Annotated in this window: 15 protein-coding genes; 7 read left to right on the plus strand and 8 right to left on the minus strand. The window is 71.7% G+C overall.

All coding sequences use genetic code 11. The features are described 5' to 3' along the window. The first annotated feature begins 2 nt into the window (after positions 1 to 2). Complete coding sequence (locus tag IO36_RS25680) at positions 3 to 1,589, plus strand: Na+/H+ antiporter (RefSeq protein ID WP_037623319.1); 1,587 nt, start codon at positions 3 to 5, stop codon at positions 1,587 to 1,589. Between the two features lie 424 nt (positions 1,590 to 2,013). On the opposite strand, the gene IO36_RS25685 is transcribed toward IO36_RS25680, so the two are convergent. After that, the gene (locus IO36_RS25685; RefSeq protein WP_037623320.1) at positions 2,014 to 3,147 is read right to left on the minus strand and encodes a mechanosensitive ion channel family protein; all 1,134 of its coding nucleotides are present in this window, start codon (positions 3,145 to 3,147) and stop codon (positions 2,014 to 2,016) included. Between the two features lie 99 nt (positions 3,148 to 3,246). Between IO36_RS25685 and IO36_RS25690 the strand changes: the two genes are divergently transcribed. Beyond that, on the plus strand, positions 3,247 to 3,816 hold the full coding sequence (locus IO36_RS25690; RefSeq protein ID WP_037623379.1) for a dienelactone hydrolase family protein: 570 nt from the start codon (positions 3,247 to 3,249) through the stop codon (positions 3,814 to 3,816). Positions 3,817 to 3,825: 9 nt separating this feature from the next. Here IO36_RS25690 and IO36_RS25695 read toward each other — a convergent pair whose 3' ends face one another. From IO36_RS25695 to IO36_RS25710, 4 genes are all read right to left on the minus strand, one after another. Next, positions 3,826 to 5,493, minus strand: coding sequence for an alkaline phosphatase D family protein (locus tag IO36_RS25695; RefSeq protein WP_037623321.1), 1,668 nt, complete (start codon positions 5,491 to 5,493; stop codon positions 3,826 to 3,828). Positions 5,494 to 5,630: 137 nt separating this feature from the next. Next, positions 5,631 to 6,476: a thioredoxin domain-containing protein gene (locus IO36_RS25700; RefSeq protein ID WP_037623323.1), complete on the minus strand. Its 846-nt coding sequence runs from the start codon at positions 6,474 to 6,476 to the stop codon at positions 5,631 to 5,633. A gap of 67 nt (positions 6,477 to 6,543) precedes the next feature. Continuing rightward, entirely contained in the window at positions 6,544 to 7,230 is a 687-nt protein-coding gene (locus IO36_RS25705; protein ID WP_037623324.1) for a hypothetical protein, read from the minus strand. A 116-nt stretch (positions 7,231 to 7,346) separates the two neighbouring features. After that, positions 7,347 to 8,672, minus strand: a complete 1,326-nt coding sequence (locus IO36_RS25710) for a DUF2252 domain-containing protein (RefSeq protein ID WP_037623325.1) — start codon at positions 8,670 to 8,672, stop codon at positions 7,347 to 7,349. 267 nt (positions 8,673 to 8,939) lie between these two features. Here IO36_RS25710 and dnaE point away from each other — a divergent pair, with 267 nt between their 5' ends. Then, a complete protein-coding gene (gene dnaE / locus IO36_RS25715; protein ID WP_037623326.1) occupies positions 8,940 to 12,479 on the plus strand; it encodes a DNA polymerase III subunit alpha in 3,540 nt (1,179 codons plus the stop codon). Positions 12,480 to 12,593: 114 nt separating this feature from the next. Here dnaE and IO36_RS25720 read toward each other — a convergent pair whose 3' ends face one another. Next, positions 12,594 to 12,773: a hypothetical protein gene (locus IO36_RS25720; RefSeq protein WP_037623327.1), complete on the minus strand. Its 180-nt coding sequence runs from the start codon at positions 12,771 to 12,773 to the stop codon at positions 12,594 to 12,596. 224 nt (positions 12,774 to 12,997) lie between these two features. On the opposite strand from IO36_RS25720, the gene IO36_RS25725 reads away from it, so the two are divergent. The 4 genes from IO36_RS25725 (at position 12,998) to IO36_RS25740 (ending at position 16,983) form a co-directional block, all read left to right on the plus strand. Beyond that, on the plus strand, positions 12,998 to 14,215 hold the full coding sequence (locus tag IO36_RS25725; RefSeq protein ID WP_037623380.1) for an NYN domain-containing protein: 1,218 nt from the start codon (positions 12,998 to 13,000) through the stop codon (positions 14,213 to 14,215). Positions 14,216 to 14,364: 149 nt separating this feature from the next. Next, positions 14,365 to 15,339: an ABC transporter ATP-binding protein gene (locus tag IO36_RS25730; protein WP_037623328.1), complete on the plus strand. Its 975-nt coding sequence runs from the start codon at positions 14,365 to 14,367 to the stop codon at positions 15,337 to 15,339. Positions 15,340 to 15,425: 86 nt separating this feature from the next. Then, on the plus strand, positions 15,426 to 16,247 hold the full coding sequence (locus IO36_RS25735) for an ABC transporter permease (RefSeq protein WP_037623381.1): 822 nt from the start codon (positions 15,426 to 15,428) through the stop codon (positions 16,245 to 16,247). 34 nt (positions 16,248 to 16,281) lie between these two features. Further along, the gene (locus IO36_RS25740; RefSeq protein WP_051900949.1) at positions 16,282 to 16,983 is read left to right on the plus strand and encodes a DUF2567 domain-containing protein; all 702 of its coding nucleotides are present in this window, start codon (positions 16,282 to 16,284) and stop codon (positions 16,981 to 16,983) included. Positions 16,984 to 17,272: 289 nt separating this feature from the next. Here IO36_RS25740 and ybaK read toward each other — a convergent pair whose 3' ends face one another. Together ybaK and IO36_RS25750 are read right to left on the minus strand one after the other, a co-directional pair. Continuing rightward, a complete protein-coding gene (ybaK, locus tag IO36_RS25745) occupies positions 17,273 to 17,770 on the minus strand; it encodes a Cys-tRNA(Pro) deacylase (protein ID WP_037623329.1) in 498 nt (165 codons plus the stop codon). Positions 17,771 to 17,787: 17 nt separating this feature from the next. Further along, on the minus strand, positions 17,788 to 18,528 hold the full coding sequence (locus IO36_RS25750; RefSeq protein ID WP_037623330.1) for an LON peptidase substrate-binding domain-containing protein: 741 nt from the start codon (positions 18,526 to 18,528) through the stop codon (positions 17,788 to 17,790). Positions 18,529 to 18,536 lie beyond the last annotated feature (8 nt).

The following is an 18,536-nucleotide window of genomic DNA, read 5'->3' on the forward strand; positions in this document are numbered from 1 at the left end:
CCGTGGATCAGTTGGCCCTGCTGTTCGTGCTGCTGCTCGGGGCCGTGGTCAGCGTCCCGGTCGGCGAACGGTGGGGGCTCCCCTCACCGGTCCTCATGACCCTGCTCGGCATGGTGCTGGCCGTGCTGGACTTCGTCCCGAACGTGGACATCCCGCCCGAGCTGATCCTGCCCGCGCTGCTGCCGCCGCTGCTGTACGCCGCGGTGCGCCGCACCTCGTGGAGACAGTTCGCCGCGAACCGGCGCCCGATCTTCCTGCTCGCGGTGGCCCTGGTGTTCGTCACCACCCTGGCCGTCGCGGGCGTCGCGAGCTCGATCGTGCCGGGCCTGCCGCTGGCCGCCGCCTTCGCGCTGGGTGCTCTCGTCGCGCCCCCCGATCCGGTCGCGGCGACCGCCGTCGCCGGACAGCTCGGACTGCCGCGACGCCTGGTGTCGATCCTGGAGGGGGAGGGTCTCTTCAACGACGTCACCGCGATCGTGCTCTACCACGTCGCGATCGCCGCCGCGGTCAGCGGGACCTTCTCGCCCTGGCGGGCCGGACTCGACTTCGTGCTCTCCGCCGTCGTCGCGCTCGCCGTCGGCCTCGCCCTCGGATGGGCCGCGAACCGGCTGATGACCCTGGTCGGGGACGCCTCCCTCCAGGTCGGGCTGACCCTCCTCGTCCCGTACGTGTCGTACGTGCTGGCCGAGGAACTGCACGGATCGGGCGTGCTCGCCGTCCTCGTCACCGCCCTCTTCCTCGCCGAGTACGCCACCGACGCCGACGACGTCATGACCCGGCTCGCCGGGGCCACCGTCTGGGAGGTGGTGGACACGCTCGTCACCGGCGTCGCCTTCGGGCTCATCGGCCTCGAACTGCACAACGCCATCCGCACGGCGTCGGGGCGGTGGGGCGAGATGCTCGGCTGGGCCGCCACGATCGTGGTCGTCGTCGTCCTCGTCCGCCTGGCCTGGCTGCTGCCCGCGACCTGGCTGACCAAGCGGCTGCACGCCAAACGCGACTACGACGAGGAGATCCCGACCTCGTGGCGGGAGACCGTGGTCATGTGGTGGGCCGGGATGCGCGGGGTGGCCTCCGTGGCCCTGGCGCTCGCCATCCCGCTGGAGATGGACGACGGCTCTCCCTTCCCCGACCGGGACGAGATCGTGTTCATCGCCTTCGGCGTGATCATGGCGACGCTCGTGCTCCAGGGGCTGACCCTGCCCTGGCTGGTCAAGAAGCTCGGGGTGCGGGCCGACGAGGACGTCGAGAAGGCCTTCGAGAAGGAGCTCGCGGTACGGGCCGCCAAGGCCGCCCGGCGCAGGCTCCGGGAGATCGAGGAGGTGGAGGAGCTGCCGGAGGAGCTCTCCGAGCAGCTCCTGCGCCGGGCCTTCGAGATCGGTGTGCGGATCAGCCCCGACATGGGGGACGAGGAGCGGCGCGAGGCGCATGTGCAGCGGGTCCGGCGCATGAAGCGGATGCGGCGGATCCAGGGGGAGATGCTGAGCGCGGCCCGGCACGAGGTGCTCTCCGCGCGCAGCGAGCCCGGGGCCGACCCCGAGATCGTGGACCGCGTCCTGCGACACCTGGACGTCCGCAGCCTGCGCTGACGCCCGCCGACGGCTCACCGGTCTCTTCGCCCGCCCATCCTGAACCGCCGCCCCGCCGCCCCGCCGGCCGGGCCCGGCCCCTGCGTGGTGGGCGCCGGCACCTGCCCCGCACCCGGGCCCTGTCTGGCGGGCGCTGGCACCGGCCCCGCCCTGGGGACCCTGCGCGGCGAGCGCCGGCACCTGCCCGGCCCCCGGACCTTGTGTGGCCAGTGCCGGTGCCTGCCCCGGATCCGCGCCCTGTGCGGCAGATGCCGGCACCGGCCCGGCTCTCGGCTCCTGCGTGGCGGGCGTCGGCACCTTGCCCGGCCCCCGGTACCTGCCCCGGCCCCTTGCCCTGTGTGGCGAGCGCCGGTACCCGCCCCGCGGTCGGGCTCTGTTCGGCAGGCGCCTGCCTCGGCCCGGCCCTCGGGGTTCGCCCGGGGTGTCAGCCGCGGCCCGTCCGTGGGGTGTCGTGGAGCCGGCGGCCCTGGGCGCGGCCCTTCGCCGCGTCCGGCTCCGCGCGGCCCGGAAGCGCCGCCGGACCCGGCAGCCGCACGGCCTCCGCGGTGTTCACCCGGGGGAGCGCGTACGGGTGCTGCTCGGTCAGCCAGCGGATCAGCTGCTCGCGGACCGTGACCCGTACCGTCCAGATGTCGTCCGCGTCCTTCGCGGTGACCAGGGCGCGCACCTGCAGCGTGTTGGGCGTCGAGTCGGTGACGGCGAGACCGTAGTCGCGGCCGTCCCAGGCCGGGCAGTCGCGCAGGATGTCGCGCAGCTTCCCGCGCATCGCCTCCACCGGGGCGGAGTGGTCGAGGTGCAGGAAGACGATGCCGGTCATCTGCGGGGTGCCGCGCGACCAGTTCTCGAACGGCTTGGACGTGAAGTACGAGACGGGCATGGTGATCCGGCGCTCGTCCCAGGTCCGGACCGTCAGGAACGTGAGGGTGATCTCCTCGACCGTGCCCCACTCGCCGTCGACCACCACGGTGTCACCGAGCCGCACCATGTCGCCGAAGGCGATCTGCAGCCCCGCGAAGAGGTTCGACAGCGTGGACTGGGCGGCGACACCGGCGACGATGCCGAGGATCCCGGCCGAGGCCAGCAGGGAGGCGCCGGCCGCCCGCATCGCGGGGAAGGTGAGCAGCATCGCGGCGGCCGCGACGACGCCGACGACCGCGGTGACCACCCGCTGGATCAGCGTGACCTGGGTGCGGACCCGGCGGATCCGGGCCGGATCGCGGTGCGCGTGCGCGTAGCGGTTGTACGAGGTCTCGACGACCGCCGTGGCGATGCCCACCACCAGCCAGGCGGCCGCGCCGATGAGGATCAGGGTCAGTGTCCGGCCGATGCCGATCCGATGCTCGACCAGCAGCTTCGCCTGGTCGTAGGAGCCTCTGAGCAGGGCCGCGAACAGGACCAGCTGGAAGGGGACACGGCCGCGGCGGAGCAGACCCCACAGGGAGGTCTCGCTGTGCCGGTCGGCAGCCCGGCGCAACAGAAGGTCCACGGACCATCCGATGAGCAGGGTGAGCACGACCGAGCCGCCGACGACGATCACCGGGCGCAGTACGTTCTCCATGCCTTGGAACGTAACCGGCCGTCCGCGGCATGAACATGTGTTCTCGGGACGGTTCGGGGTATCCCAGGGAGCCGCTCCCGGGCTGGCACCATGGAGTCCATGAACATCATGCTCTTTCACTCGACCTACGGCCTGCGGCCGGCCGTGCGCGCGGCGGCGGACCGGCTGCGGGCCGCGGGCCACGAGGTGTGGACCCCCGATCTCTTCGAGGGACACACCTTCGAGACCGTCGAGGAGGGCATGGCCTTCAGCGACGGGATCGGCAAGGTCGAGCTGCTCAAGCGGGCGGTCCTGGCCGCCGCGCCCTACTCCGAGCGCGGCCTGGTCTACGCGGGCTTCTCCCTCGGCGCCTCGGTGGGCCAGACCCTGGCCCTCGGCGACGAGAAGGCCCGGGGGCTGCTCCTGCTGCACGGCACGTCGGACATCGCCGAGTCCGCCTCCGTGGACGAGCTGCCGGTCCAGCTGCACGTCGCCGAGCCCGACCCGTTCGAGACGGACGACTGGCTGAGCGCCTGGTACCTGCAGATGCAGCGGACCGGGGCCGACGTCGAGATCTACCGCTACGCGGGCGCCGGGCACATCTACACCGATCCGGACCTGCCCGACTACGACGCCGAGGCGGCCGAGGCCACCTGGAAGGTGGCACTCGGCTTCCTCGACACGCTGTAGCCCCGGGAGCTACACGGGGTCGTAGGTCCGCTCCACCGTCTGCGTGCCGCTGCGGGTGCGGTACGAACGGGCCCAGGACGAGGTCGCGCCGGGGTCCTTGCGGTCGGAGATCACGTAGTAGTCCATCTGGGCGCGGTCGGCGGTGATGTCCAGGACGCCGTAGCCGTGGCGGTCGGTGTCGACCCAGTGGACATGGCGGTTGGCCGCGCGGATGACCGGGGAGGCGACCGCCGAGACGACGCCCTCGGGCACCTTGACGATGTCGTCGAGGTTGTCCGAGGTCATCGACGTGACCACGAACTCCGTGGCGGCGGAGGCCGACAGCGGGTACGTGCCGGCGTCCACCGGCACGTCGTTGGCCCACGCCATGTGGATGTCACCGGTCAGGAAGACCGTGTTGCGGATCGCGTTGGACCGCAGGTGCGCGAGCAGTTCGCGGCGGTCGTCGGTGTAGCCGTCCCACTGGTCGGTGTTGACGGCGATGCCCTCCTGCGGGAGCCCGAGCAGCTTGGCGAGCGGCTTGAGCAGGTCGGCGGAGAGGGAGCCCACCGCGAACGGCGAGATCATCACCGAGTTGCCGACCAGACGCCAGGTGGTGTCCGAGGACTTGAGCCCGGACTTCAGCCAGTCGAGCTGGGCGCGGCCGGTGATCGTGCGGTCCGGGTCGTCGACGGAGCCGCTGGCGGTGGACGCCTGCTGCGAGCGGAAGGAGCGCAGGTCGAGCAGCGCGAGGTCGGCGAGCTTGCCGAAGCGCAGCCTGCGGTAGGTGGTGCCGGCGATGGCCGGACGGACCGGCATCCACTCGAAGTAGGCCTGCTTCGCGGCCGCCTGACGGTCCGACCAGGCGCCCTCGGCGCCCTCGGTGTGGTTGACCGCGCCGCCGGACCAGGAGTTGTCGGCGAACTCGTGGTCGTCCCAGATCGCGACGACGGGCGCCTTGTGGTGCAGGGCCTGGAGGTCCGGGTCGGTCTTGTAACGGCCGTGCCGGGTGCGGTAGTCGGCGAGGGTGAGGATCTCGTTCGCGGGGGAGTGCGGCCGGACCACGGTGCCGCGGGTCCCGTACTCGCCGGACTTGTACTCGTAGATGTAGTCGCCGAGATGCAGCCAGGCGTCCAGGTCGCCTCGCGCCGCGAGGTGGCGGTACGCGGAGAAGTAGCCGGCCTCCCAGTTGGCGCAGGAGACCACGCCGAAGCGCAGACCGGCGACGGAGGCGTCGGCGGCCGGGGCGGTGCGGGTGCGGGCGACGGGTGAGTCGGTGCCGCCGGCCGAGAAGCGGAACCAGTAGTCGGTGGCCGGCTGCAGTCCGCGGATGTCCGCCTTGACCGTGTGGTCGGAGGCGGCGGTCGCGACGGTGGAGCCCTTCGCGACGACGGAGGTGAACGCCTTGTCCAGGGCGACGGTCCAGCTCACCTCGGTGTCCGGGCCTGTCCCGGAGCCCGGTATCGCCGCGGCGCCGGGGGTCACCCGGGTCCACAGCAGGATGCCGTCGGGCAGCGGGTCGCCGGAGGCGACCCCGTGCAGGAACGCGGGCGCCTCGGCGGCGCGCGCGGGCAGGGCGGCCGCGAGCGGGCCGGCCAGGACGGCGGTGGCCGCCGCGGCCTTGACGACCGAACGGCGGCGCGGGGCGCGGGAGTCGGGGACGCTCGCGGGGTCGGATGATCTGAATCGACTGGTCACGGGCGATGAGGTTACCGAGCGGTACACGCCAAGAGCGGGCGAACCGGAAAAGTTCGCCCGCTCTTCGGCTTCTGGCTGCTCAGGCCACACGGGTCACACAGGTCACGCGCGTGGTCCCGCCCGGTCGGGGGGTGAGATCAGGCCTTGAGAGCCGCGTCGATCGCGGTGGTGAAGTCGGCGGCCGTCATCGGCGCGTTGCCGTCCGAGGTCGTGATCTTCTTGCCGTCCATCACCAGGCTCGGCGTGCCGGTGACGCCGTCCTTGTTGGTGTTCCAGGTCTCGGACATGGCCAGCGCCCAGGCGTCGTACGTGCCCTTCTTGACCGCGTCCTGGAACTTGGCGTTGTTCTTCAGTGCCGGGACGGTGTTCGCGACCTTGATGAGGTAGGCGTCGTCCTTGAACTTGTCGGTCGTCTCCTCGGGGTGGTACTTCGCCGAGTAGAGCGCGCTCTTGTACTCCAGGAAGGCGTCCTGGCTCACGTTCAGCGCGGCGCCCATGGCGCTCATCGCGTTCTTCGATCCCTCGCCGCGGGAGCCGATCTGGATCTTCCCGTTCTTGTCGGAGTCGCCGTCGAGGAACGTGCCGCCGATGTACTGGATCTTGAACTTGCCGGCGTCGAGGTCCTTCGTGACGGTCGGGCCGACGGTCTGCTCGAAGGAGGCGCAGATCGGGCAGCGCGGGTCCTCGTACAGCTTCAGGGTCTTCTTCGCGGTGCTCTTGCCGACGACGACGGTCGTGCCGTTCTCGCCCGTGGTGTTCGCCGGGGCGACCACCTTGTCGCTCGCGACGGCCTCCCACTGGGAGGGCTTGTTGTTCTGCACGACGGCGTAGCCGATGCCGCCCGCTATCGCGAGGACCGCGACCAGGGAACCGGCCACGATTCCCTGGCGCTTGATCTTGTCGCGCTTGGCCTGGCGCTCGCGCTCCAGGCGCAGCTTCTCGCGTGCCGCCGTCTTCGACGCCTGGCTGTTCCGCTTGCTCATGGTGGTGTTCTCCATCGGGGACGCGCACAACGTGGTACGCGGAATACGTAAGGGGGACTGCTGGTGCTCAGGCGGGAACGGCCCGGCGGGGCGGTCCGCGGCGTCCCAGGGAGTGCACGAAGAGGCGGCTGCGGGCGGCGGCAGGCCGGGCCGCGGTGCGCGGCAGCGGCCGGGCCGGGGCGGCCGGGCCGGTCACCGCGGCGACCGCGAGCAGCAGCGGCCGGAAGGTCGAGGCGGCCACCGCGCGCAGCAGCTGGTCCAGGGCGCGCTCGCCCCGGCGCAGCCACGCGGCGGCGAGCAGGCCGACCGCGAGGTGCGCGCCGAGCAGCAGCCAGGAGGCGGCCGGGTCGGCGTGCGCGAGCAGGTCGGCGGCCCGGTCGGGGGCGGCGCCGGTCACCCGGGACAGCGGGGTGCCCACGCTGCCGCCGCCGCACAGCACGTCGAGGCCGACCGAGCGCAGCGGGCCCGCGACCGGGCCGCCCGCACTGCCGTAACAGACGTGCTGGCCGGTCGTGAACACGGTGTCGGCGGCCAGCTCCAGGGGGATCAGCAGGGCGGCGATGCGGCCGAAGCCGCGCTCACGGCCAGCGAGCGCGAAGGACAGCGCGAAGACGGCGCAGGTGATCGCGGCCACGGTGGTCAGCGGCAGCGGCATCCGGGACAGCAGCACGTGCGACGCGGCGGAGAGCGTCACGACGACAGCCGTGAACACCGCCGCGCGCGCGGCTCTGAGCTGGGTCCCGGATATGTCCATAGCGGAGGTGAGTCTCCCACGTGCTCCCGTAAGCGCCCCCTAAAGGGTTCCTGTGCGTTACGGGAGCGTTGTGAGGCGGCCGGCCGCGGGGCGCGCTCCGTGACCGGCCGTGCGCTCTACAGTCCCGGGATCCGTCCGTTGCGGAACAGGTCCACGAAGATCTGGTGGTCACGGCGCGCCCGCGAGCCGTAGCTGTGCGCGAAGTCCACCAGCAGACCGGCGAAGCCGTCCTCGTCGGCCGCGATGGCCGCGTCGATCGCCCGCTCCGTGGAGAACGGCACCAGGGACTCGCCGGACTGGTCGTCCGCCGCCGCGTGCATCGTGGCCGTCGAGCGGCCGAGGTCGGCGACCACCGAGGCGATCTCCTCGGGGTCGTCGATGTCGCCCCAGTCCAGGTCCACCGCGTACGGGGAGACCTCGGCGACCAGCTGGCCCGCGCCGTCCAGCTCGGTCCAGCCCAGCCACGGGTCGGCGTGCGCCTGCAGGGCACGCTGCGAGATCACCGTGCGGTGGCCCTCGTGCTGGAAGTACCCGCGGATGGCGGAGTCGGTGACGTGCCGGGAGACGGCAGGGGTCTGGGCCTGCTTGATGTAGATCACCACATCGTTCTCCAGGGCGTCGCTGTTGCCCTCGAGGAGGATGTTGTACGACGGCAGGCCGGCCGAGCCGATGCCGATGCCGCGGCGGCCCACGACGTCCTTCACGCGGTACGAGTCGGGGCGCGCCAGCGAGGACTCCGGGAGCGTCTCCAGATAGCCGTCGAAGGCCGCGAGGACCTTGTACCGGGTGGCGGCGTCCAGCTCGATGGACCCGCCGCCCGGCGCGAAGCGGCGCTCGAAGTCGCGGATCTCGGTCATCGACTCCAGGAGCCCGAAGCGGGTCAGCGCGCGGGCGTCGCGCAGCGCGTCCAGGAGCGGGCCCTCGGCGGTGTCCAGCGTGAAGGGCGGCACCTCGTCGCTCTTGGCGCCGGTGGCCAGGGCGTGGATGCGCTCGCGGTAGGCGGCCGCGTAGACGCGCACCAGGTCGGTGATCTGTTCGTCGCTGAGCGCCTTCGCGTAGCCGATGAGGGCCACGGAGGCGGCGAAGCGCTTGAGGTCCCAGGTGAAGGGGCCCACATAGGCCTCGTCGAAGTCGTTCACGTTGAAGATCAGACGGCCCTGGGCGTCCATGTACGTGCCGAAGTTCTCGGCGTGCAGGTCGCCGTGGATCCACACACGCGAGGTGCGCTCGTCCAGGTACGGGCCGCCCCGCCGGTCCTCGTCCAGGTCGTGGTAGAACAGCGCCGCCGTGCCGCGGTAGAACGCGAAGGCGGAGGCCGCCATCTTGCGGAACTTCACCCGGAACGCGGCCGGGTCGGCGGCCAGGAGCTCGCCGAAGGCGGTGTCGAAGACGGCGAGGATCTGCTCGCCGCGTTGCTCGGCGCTGAGCTGCGGGACCGACATCGCTGGGTGCCTCCTGGTGCAGGTGGTGCGTGACATGACGGGGCGGGCGAGCCGCCCCCGGGACAAGGGGTCCGTCCACTTCCAACGGACGAACATACGCGGGAGTGCCCGGGTTCCGGCGGCGAACGCACACCCCCGGGCCCGGGGACCCGTACGACGGTACGGATGATGCGCCGCCGGGTGTCAGTGCCGCGGCATAGACTTCGACGCTGACCCCCCAGACTGTCCGCAGCCTGTAACCGATGGTTCTTCCTGGAGGCCGAAACCGTGTCGAAGCCGCCGTTCACGCACCTGCACGTCCACACCCAGTACTCGCTGCTGGACGGTGCCGCGCGGCTCAAGGACATGTTCGACGCGTGCAACGAGATGGGCATGACCCACATCGCGATGAGCGACCACGGCAACCTCCACGGGGCGTACGACTTCTTCCACACGGCGAAGAAGGCAGGGGTCACCCCGATCATCGGCATCGAGGCGTACGTCGCCCCGGAGTCCCGGCGCAACAAGCGCAAGATCCAGTGGGGCCAGCCGCACCAGAAGCGCGACGACGTGTCCGGTTCGGGCGGTTACACCCACAAGACCATCTGGGCGGCGAACGCCACCGGTCTGCACAACCTCTTCAAGCTCTCCTCCGACGCCTACGCCGAGGGCTGGCTCCAGAAGTGGCCCCGGATGGACAAGGAGACGATCTCCCAGTGGTCGGAGGGGCTCATCGCCTCCACCGGCTGCCCCTCCGGCGAGCTCCAGACCAGGCTGCGCCTCGGCCAGTTCGACGAGGCCCTGAAGTCGGCCGCCGAGTACCAGGACATCTTCGGCAAGGACCGCTACTTCCTGGAACTGATGGACCACGGCATCGAGATCGAGCACCGGGTCCGCGACGGCCTCCTGGAGATCGGCAAGAAGCTCGGCATCCCGCCCCTGGTGACGAACGACTCGCACTACACGTACGCGCACGAGGCGACCGCCCACGACGCCCTGCTGTGCATCCAGACCGGCAAGAACCTCTCCGACCCGGACCGCTTCCGCTTCGACGGCACCGGCTACTACCTGAAGACGACGGACGAGATGTATGCCGTCGACTCCTCGGACGCCTGGCAGGAGGGCTGCGCCAACACCCTCCTGGTGGCCGAGCAGATCGACACCAGCGGCATGTTCGAGGCGAAGAACCTCATGCCGAAGTTCGACATCCCGGACGGCTACACCGAGGTCACCTGGTTCCAGGCCGAGACCATGCGCGGCATGGAGCGCCGCTTCCCCGGCGGCATCCCGGACGACCGCATGAAGCAGGTCGAGTACGAGATGGACACCATCATCTCGATGGGGTTCCCGGGCTACTTCCTCGTGGTCGCCGACTTCATCATGTGGGCCAAGAAGCAGGGCATCGCGGTCGGCCCCGGCCGAGGCTCCGCGGCCGGCTCGATCGTCGCCTACGCCATGGGCATCACCGACCTCGACCCGATCCCGCACGGTCTGATCTTCGAGCGCTTCCTCAACCCCGAGCGCATCTCCATGCCCGACGTCGACATCGACTTCGACGAGCGTCGGCGCGTCGAGGTGATCAGGTACGTGACGGAGAAGTACGGCTCCGACAAGGTCGCCATGATCGGCACCTACGGCAAGATCAAGGCCAAGAACGCGATCAAGGACTCCGCGCGCGTCCTCGGCTACCCGTACGCCATGGGTGACCGTCTCACCAAGGCGATGCCCGCCGACGTCCTCGGCAAGGGCATCGACCTGAACGGCATCACCGACCCCTCGCACCCCCGCTACAGCGAGGCGGGCGAGATCCGCGGGATGTACGAGAACGAACCGGACGTGAAGAAGGTCATCGACACCGCCAAGGGCGTCGAGGGCCTGGTCCGGCAGATGGGCGTGCACGCGGCCGGCGTGATCATGTCCAGCGAGCCCATCGTCGACCACGCCCCGATCTGGGTGCGGCACACCGACGGCGTGACCATCACCCAGTGGGACTACCCGCAGTGCGAGTCGCTCGGCCTGCTGAAGATGGACTTCCTGGGCCTGCGCAACCTGACGATCATGGACGACGCCGTCAAGATGGTGAAGTCCAACAAGGGCATCGACCTCGACCTGCTGGCGCTGCCGCTGGACGACCCGAAGACCTTCGAACTGCTCCAGCGCGGCGACACGCTCGGCGTCTTCCAGTTCGACGGCGGCCCCATGCGCTCGCTGCTGCGGCTGATGAAGCCCGACAACTTCGAGGACATCTCCGCCGTCTCCGCGCTCTACCGTCCCGGCCCGATGGGCATGGACTCGCACACGAACTACGCGCTGCGCAAGAACAAGCTCCAGGAGATCACCCCGATCCACAAGGAGCTCGAGGCGCCCTTGGAAGAGGTCCTGGCCGTCACCTACGGCCTGATCGTCTACCAGGAGCAGGTGCAGAAGGCCGCCCAGATCATCGCCGGCTACTCCCTCGGCGAGGCCGACATCCTCCGCCGCGTGATGGGCAAGAAGAAGCCCGACGAGCTGGCGAAGAACTTCACCATCTTCCAGGCCGGCGCCCAGAAGAACGGCTACAGCGACGAGGCCATCCAGGCCCTGTGGGACGTGCTGGTCCCGTTCGCCGGCTACGCCTTCAACAAGGCGCACTCGGCCGCGTACGGCCTCGTCTCGTACTGGACCGCATACCTGAAGGCGAACCACCCCGCCGAGTACATGGCCGGGCTGCTGACCTCGGTCAAGGACGACAAGGACAAGTCGGCCGTCTACCTGAACGAGTGCCGGCGCATGGGCATCAAGGTGCTCCCGCCGAACGTCAACGAGTCGGTGCACAACTTCGCCGCGCAGGGCGACGACGTGATCCTCTTCGGCCTGGAGGCCGTGCGCAACGTCGGCACCAACGTCGTGGAGTCGATCATCAGGAGCCGCAAGGCCAAGGGCAAGTACGGCTCGTTCCCGGACTACCTCGACAAGGTCGAGGCCATCGCCTGCAACAAGCGCACCACGGAGTCGCTGATCAAGGCGGGCGCCTTCGACACCCTGGGGCACACCCGCAAGGGCCTCACCGCGCACTTCGAGCCGATGATCGACAACGTGGTCGCGGTCAAGCGCAAGGAGGCCGAGGGCCAGTTCGACCTCTTCGGCGGCATGGGCGAGGAGGAGAGCAGCGAACCCGGCTTCGGACTCGACGTGCAGTTCACCGACGACGAGTGGGACAAGACGTACCTGCTCGCCCAGGAACGGGAGATGCTCGGCCTGTACGTCTCCGACCACCCGCTGTTCGGGCTGGAGCACGTGCTGTCCGACAAGGCCGACGCCGGCATCGCCCAGCTCACCGGCGGCGAGCACGCGGACGGCGCGATCGTCACCATCGGCGGCATCATCTCGGGCCTCCAGCGCAAGATGACCAAGCAGGGCAACGCCTGGGCGATCGCCACCGTCGAGGACCTCGCCGGCTCCATCGAGTGCATGTTCTTCCCGGCCACGTACCAGCTCATCTCGACCCAGCTCGTCGAGGACGCCGTGGTGTTCGTCAAGGGCCGGCTCGACAAGCGGGAGGACGTGCCCCGGCTCGTCGCGATGGAACTGATGATCCCGGACCTGTCCAACGCGGGCACCAACGCGCCCGTGGTGCTCACCATCCCGGCCACCCGCGTCACCCCGCCCATGGTCAGCCGCCTCGGCGAGATCCTCAGCCACCACAAGGGTGACAGCGAGGTCCGCATCAGGCTCCAGGGCCCGACGAAGACCACGGTGCTGCGGCTCGACCGGCACCGGGTGAAGCCCGACCCCGCGCTGTTCGGCGACCTCAAGGTGCTGCTCGGCCCGTCCTGCCTGGCCGGCTGACGACCGCGCCGCCGGCCGCCGGCGGCGGCCGGGCACCGACGCACCGAGGGGCGCATCCATGGACGGATGCGCCCCTCGGTGCGTACCTGGGCCTCACCGGCCCGCGCCGCGGCCTCAGTTGTGGCCGAAACGCCTCTGATGCTTACGGGCAACATCAGCGGGGCTGCCCTGCGCCTGCGACATCGGCGACTGCTGTGCCTGCGCCGAAGACCGCTGCGCATGCTCCTGCGCACGCTCAGCCTGCGAGGAGCGGTCCTGCTGGCCGCCCTGCTTGCGATTCTTGTTCTTGGCCATGGTGATCTGCCTCCTGTGGGGGATCTAGGGGCCAGGGCCGCGACCAGATTCACATAGGCTGACAAGCAGCGCATTTCGTAGAATTACCGTGCGTAATAAGAGCTGTCGGCCGGTGTTCCTCCGATCCGCCACGCCGAAGATCGAGTTCCGGCCGTTAACCTCCGCACGGTCGGGCAGACTCCAAGGAAGCCCGAAGCAAACCTCCCGGAAAGAGGGTGGATCGCGTGGACCGCTGCATCGTCCTGGTGGACGCCGGGTATCTGCTCGGGGCCGCCGCCAGCCTCCTCGCCGGGGAGCCGTCGCGATCCCGGATCACCGTCGACCACACCGCCCTCATCCAGGGTCTGCGCGAGCGCGCCGAGTCCGACACCGAACGGCCCCTGCTGCGCATCTACTGGTTCGACGGCGCGCCCGACCGCGTCCCGCAGCCCGAGCACCGCAGGCTGCGCGTGATGCCGCGGGTGACGGTGCGCCTGGGCGCGCTGACCCGCAGCGACGGGCGGTGGGCCCAGAAGGGCGTGGACGCCGCCATGCACGCCGAGCTGACCGAGCTGGCGCGCAATCGTGCCTGCTCCGACATCGTGCTCGTCACCGGCGACGGCGACCTGCTGCCGGGCATGATGGCCGCCAAGGAGCACGGCGTGGCCGTCCACCTGTGGGCCGTGCAGGCCGCGGACGGCGACTACAACCAGTCCGAGGACCTGGTGGCCGAGGCCGACGAGCGGCGGGTGCTCGACCGGGCCTGGATCACCAAGGCGGTCCGGGCCAAGGAGACCGGCGGGATCTGCGCCCCGCCCCCGATTCCCCGCCCCGAGATCGCCGCGATCCTCTCGGCGCCGCTGCCCGAGTCGGCGCTCACCGCCGCGGCCGACCGCTCCGCCCCCGAGCCCGAGCACCACCAGGCGGCCGAGGCCCAGAACGGCACCCAGGAGCGGGTGCCCTCGCCCAAAGGCGTCCCCACCCCCAAGGACCTGGCCGCGCTGCGCGGACCGGGCACCCAGCCGGCCCAGCACCCCGCGAACGCGACCCTGCGCTGGTCCTCGGACAAGGGCTGGGTCGACCGGCCCGGCGGCACCGCGGAGTCCGCGGAGGCCGCCGCGCTGCCCACGCTCGCCCAGCTCACCTCCGCGGAGCAGCGCTGGGCCGACCGCGAGGAGGACATCACCACCGTCGGCGGCGACCCCTACGAGGTCGGACAGGTCTTCGCCCGCCGCTGGATGGAGCGCCTCACCGACCCGAGCCATCTGCAGAAGCTGTCGGCGATGTACCCGCGGGTCCCCCATCGGGTGGACGGCGAACTCCTGCGCTACGCGGCCCGCTTCGGCCTCCTCGCGCACAAGGACGACCAGATCGACGAGCACGACCGGTACGCGATCCGGGCCGGGTTCTGGCGGGAGATCGACGTCCGCACGGCCACCGAGCACGCTCCGGTCGGGGACTGATCCACGGCCCCGGGACGGGGGTCGCGAAGGTCCCGGCAGGGTGTCCGCCACGGCCCCGAGCACATCCCGGGGCTCCGGACCACGTACTCTCGTCCTTCGTGAGTACGCGCACGGCACAGGCAGCACCGACGGGACACCGGGGCGATGTCGTGTGCGCCGTGCGAGGTCTCACCAAGACCTATCCGGCCGTCCGCGGCCGCCGCGGCACCCCGGCGACGCCCGAGGTCAGGGCCACCGACGCGGTCCGGCTGGACATCCGCCGGGGCGAGATCTTCGGGCTGCTCGGGCCGAACGGGGCCGGCAAGTCCACCCTCGTGCGCCAGCTCACCGGGCTGATGCGCCCCGACAGCGGCAGCGTCGAGATCCTCGGGCACGACATCGTGCGTCACCCCGACCGGGCGGCCCGCATCCTCGCCTACCTCGGCCAGGAGTCCACCGCCCTGGACGAGCTCACCGTGTCCCTCGCCGCCGAGACCACGGGACGGCTGCGCGGGCTCGACCTCGCGGCCGCGCGGGCCGAACGGGACGCCGTCCTGGACGAACTGGGCCTCGCCCCGCTCGCCTCCCGCCCCCTGAAGAAGCTCTCCGGCGGACAGCGCCGGCTCGCCTGCTTCGCCGCAGCGCTCGTCGGCCGCCGCCCGCTGCTGGTCCTGGACGAGCCGACCACCGGCATGGACCCCGTCGCCCGGCGCGCCGTGTGGGCCGCCGTCGACCGCCGCCGCGCGGAACAGGGCGCCACGGTCCTGCTCGTCACCCACAACGTCATCGAGGCCGAGACGGTCCTCGACCGGGTCGCCGTCCTCGACCGCGGACGGGTCATCGCCTGCGACACCCCGGCCGGGCTCAAGGAACAGGTGGCCGGCGAGGTCAGGGTCGAGCTCGTCTGGCGCGAGAACGCCCCGCTGCACGTCCCCGAGGTCGCGGCCCTGCGGGCCCGGGCCGTCGAGTCGGGCCGCCGCTGGACGCTGCGGCTCGCGCCCGAGGAGGCCCGCGCGGCCGTGGCCACCGTCACCGGCGGAGCCGCTTTCGCCGCACTGGACGACTTCACGCTCGCCACGCCGAGCCTGGAGGACGTGTATCTGGCCCTCGGCGGCCACGCGACGCAGGGACTGGTGAAGGCGTGAGTGTCCAGGGCGTGGAATCCGTACGGGAGAGGGGCGTCGGCCGTGCACGGAACGGGGCGACTCCCGGCGAAGGGGAGCAGGTCGACGTGAGTGCCGTACCCGCTGGAGTGCTGCCGGGCGGCGCGCTGCCCCTGGCCGGGGACGCCGGAGCGGCCGCGGAGCTGGGGCCGCGGGCACGGTTCGCGCCCTCGCTGGCCGCCGTGTACCGCGCGCAGCTCTCCCGCGCCCGCGTCGCGCGGATCCCGCTGCTGTTCGTGGCCACCTTCCAGTCGCTCGGCATCATGGTCATGATGCGCGGCGTGGTGGACGGCGGCACCGAGGCGCGGGCCGTGGTCGCCGGCTCCACGGTCCTGGTCGTCGCCTTCGTCGCGCTCAACCTGCTCGCTCAGTACTTCGGGCAGCTGCGGGCGAGCGGCGGGCTCGACCACTACGCGACGCTGCCGGTGCCGCCGGCGGCCGTGGTGCTCGGGGCCGCGGCCGCGTACGCCTCCTTCACCGTGCCCGGCACCGTCGTCACCGCCGTCTTCGGCTGTCTGCTGTTCGGGCTGCCGCTGGCCCACCTGTGGGTGCTGGCCGCGGTCGTCCCGCTCGCGGGTGCCGCGCTCGCCGGGCTCGGGGCCGCGTTCGGGCTGCTCGCGCCGCGTCCCGAGCTCGCCACCCTGCTCGGCCAGCTGGGCATGTCCGCGGCCCTGCTGCTGGGCGTCCTGCCGGCCGACCGGATGCCGGCCCCGGTGCAGTACCTGCGCGACCTGCTGCCCTCGACCTACGGGGTCGAGGCCTTCGCCCGCACCTTCGGGGCCCGTCCCGACTGGGCCGCCGTCCTCGGCGATCTGGCCGTGTGCGCCGGAGTCGGGGCGGTCTCGCTGGCGCTGGCGGCCTGGGCCTACCGCCGGGCCGCCGTCCGGTGACGCGGCCGTCGGCGGGGCCTGGCACGATGGCAGGGTGACCGCTCCGCTGACTCCACCTCCGCCGCCGCACGAACAGTCCTCCGGGGACCGGCGGCAACCGCACCCCGACTGGCAGGCCCAGCCCGCTCCCGGCCCCGCGGGTCATCCCGTGTACCCGGGCGCGTACGAGGTCTCCTACGGACAGGACGGACCCGGGATGAAGACCGAACTGCGGGAGGCCGCCGTGATCACGGTCGCGGTCGCTCTCGCGGGAGCGCTCCTCGGGGTCCTGTGGGCGTGGCTGACGCCGCACGTGCCGCTGGTCGCGGACGCCACCGCGGTGTACCTCAAGGACACCGAGGGCGAGCAGGCGATCGGCGTCGACGGGACCTTCACCCTGCTCGCGCTGGGCTTCGGCGCGGTCAGCGCCCTGGTCGTCTTCCTCCTGCGGAGGCGTGGCGGGGTGCCCCTGGTGATCGCGCTGGCCCTCGGCGGCCTGCTCGGATCGCTGCTCGCCTGGCGGATCGGGATCTGGCTCGGTCCCACCCAGAACGTGGTCGCGCACGCCAAGGCCGTGGGCAAGGGCGTCACGTTCTCCGCGCCGCTGAAGCTCGGGGCCAAGGGCGCGCTGCTGGCGTGGTCCCTGAGCGCCCTGGTGGTCCACCTCGGCCTGATGGCCCTGTTCGGCCCCCGCGACCCCGACCCGTACGAGCAGCACCCCCACCAGCCCACGCAGCCGGGACCTCCGGCCGCCTAGGTTCTCCCGGCACCGGCTCAGGGGAGTCAGGGCCGGCCGGACCGCCGTGGGAGCGGCGTCCGGCCGGCCCTTCGGTGTTCGGGGCGGGTGGTCAGGCGGGACGGCGGCCGTGGTTGGAACGGCCCTTCTTGATGCGCCACTTACGCTTCCGCGTTCTCTTCGACATGCCCTTCGTGCTTAACCGAAGCCGGGGCATCCGTCGAGGGGCCGCGCGAGCCGGCCGGCTGCATCCGGCCGAAGGCGGCGCGGGGCCGGGCGGGTCCGTCCCGCCGAGAGCCGCGCGGGCCGGTCAGGTCCGGCCGACGGGTGCGGACACCGCGTCCGTGAGCTGCGCGAGGTCGGCGGGGGCGAGTTCGACCTCCAGGCCGCGGCGGCCCGCCGAGACGCAGATCGTGGCGTGCCCGGAGGCCGAGGAGTCCAGCACCGTACGGAGCCTCTTGCGCTGGCCGAGCGGCGAGATGCCACCGCGCACGTACCCGGTGGTGCGCTCGGCCGCCGCGGGGTCGGCCATCGCCGCCCGCTTGCCGCCCACCGCCGTGGCGAGGGCCTTGAGATCGAGGGAGCCGGCCACCGGGACGACCGCGACCACGAGGGCGCCGTCCACGTCGGCCACCAGGGTCTTGAAGACCCGCTCCGGCGACACGCCCATCGCCTCGGCGGCCTCCCCGCCGTAGGACGGGTGCGCGGGATCGTGCTCGTAGGCGTGGACGGTGAACGGGACGCCCGCCTCCGTCAGCGCCACCGTGGCGGGCGTGCCGCCGGACTGCTTCTTCGCCTTCTTGGCCATCGGTCGTCTCGCAAGCGTCAGTTCAGGCTCGTCGGGCCGCGCGTCAGGTCCGACGCGGGCAACGACGGCAGATTACGGATGATGGCCGTCTCGGCGCGCAGCACCTTCAGCTCCTCGCGCAGCCGTGAGGCCGTGTCGGGGGCCTGGAGCAGCCGCTGTCTGGCCGGGACGTCCAGCATCACGGCGGCTGCGACGAGATAGGAGACGACCGCCGGTTCGTCCGGCAGGTCCGCGCCGGTCGACAGCGAGCGCTCCCGCGCTCCGGCCAGCCGCTTCTGGTACTGGCGGAACGCGCGCAGGACCCCTTCGGCGAGCGTCCCGGCCCCGTCCCCCGGGTTCTCCGGGAGTTCCTCCAGCTCGGCCGTCAGGAACGCCCCCGAGGCGTCCACCGACAGCAGCCGGACCCGGGTCGTGCCGGTGGCCAGCACCTCGAAGCTGCCGTCGGCGCGTTCCCGGATGGTGGCCGCGTCCGCGACGCAGCCCACCTCGTGGAAGGCCTTGAGCGGATCGTCGCCGAATCCGGCGGCGGGCCCGCGGTCGGTCACGGCCGTCCCGTCGGGCATGCCGGGCGCGCTGGGCGAGACCTCGTGGCCGTCGCGGATGGCGACGACCGCGAAGCGGCGGGATTCGTCCTCGGGTGTCTTCAGCAGATCGCGCATCATGGCGCGATAGCGCTCCTCGAACACGTTCAGCGGAAGAACGAGCCCGGGGAAGAGCACCGAGTTCAGGGGGAAGAGCGGGAGCCGGACGGTGGTCACGACGGGAA

This window comes from Streptomyces aureus, assembly GCF_000725495.1.
GTDB lineage: Bacteria > Actinomycetota > Actinomycetes > Streptomycetales > Streptomycetaceae > Streptomyces > Streptomyces aureus_B.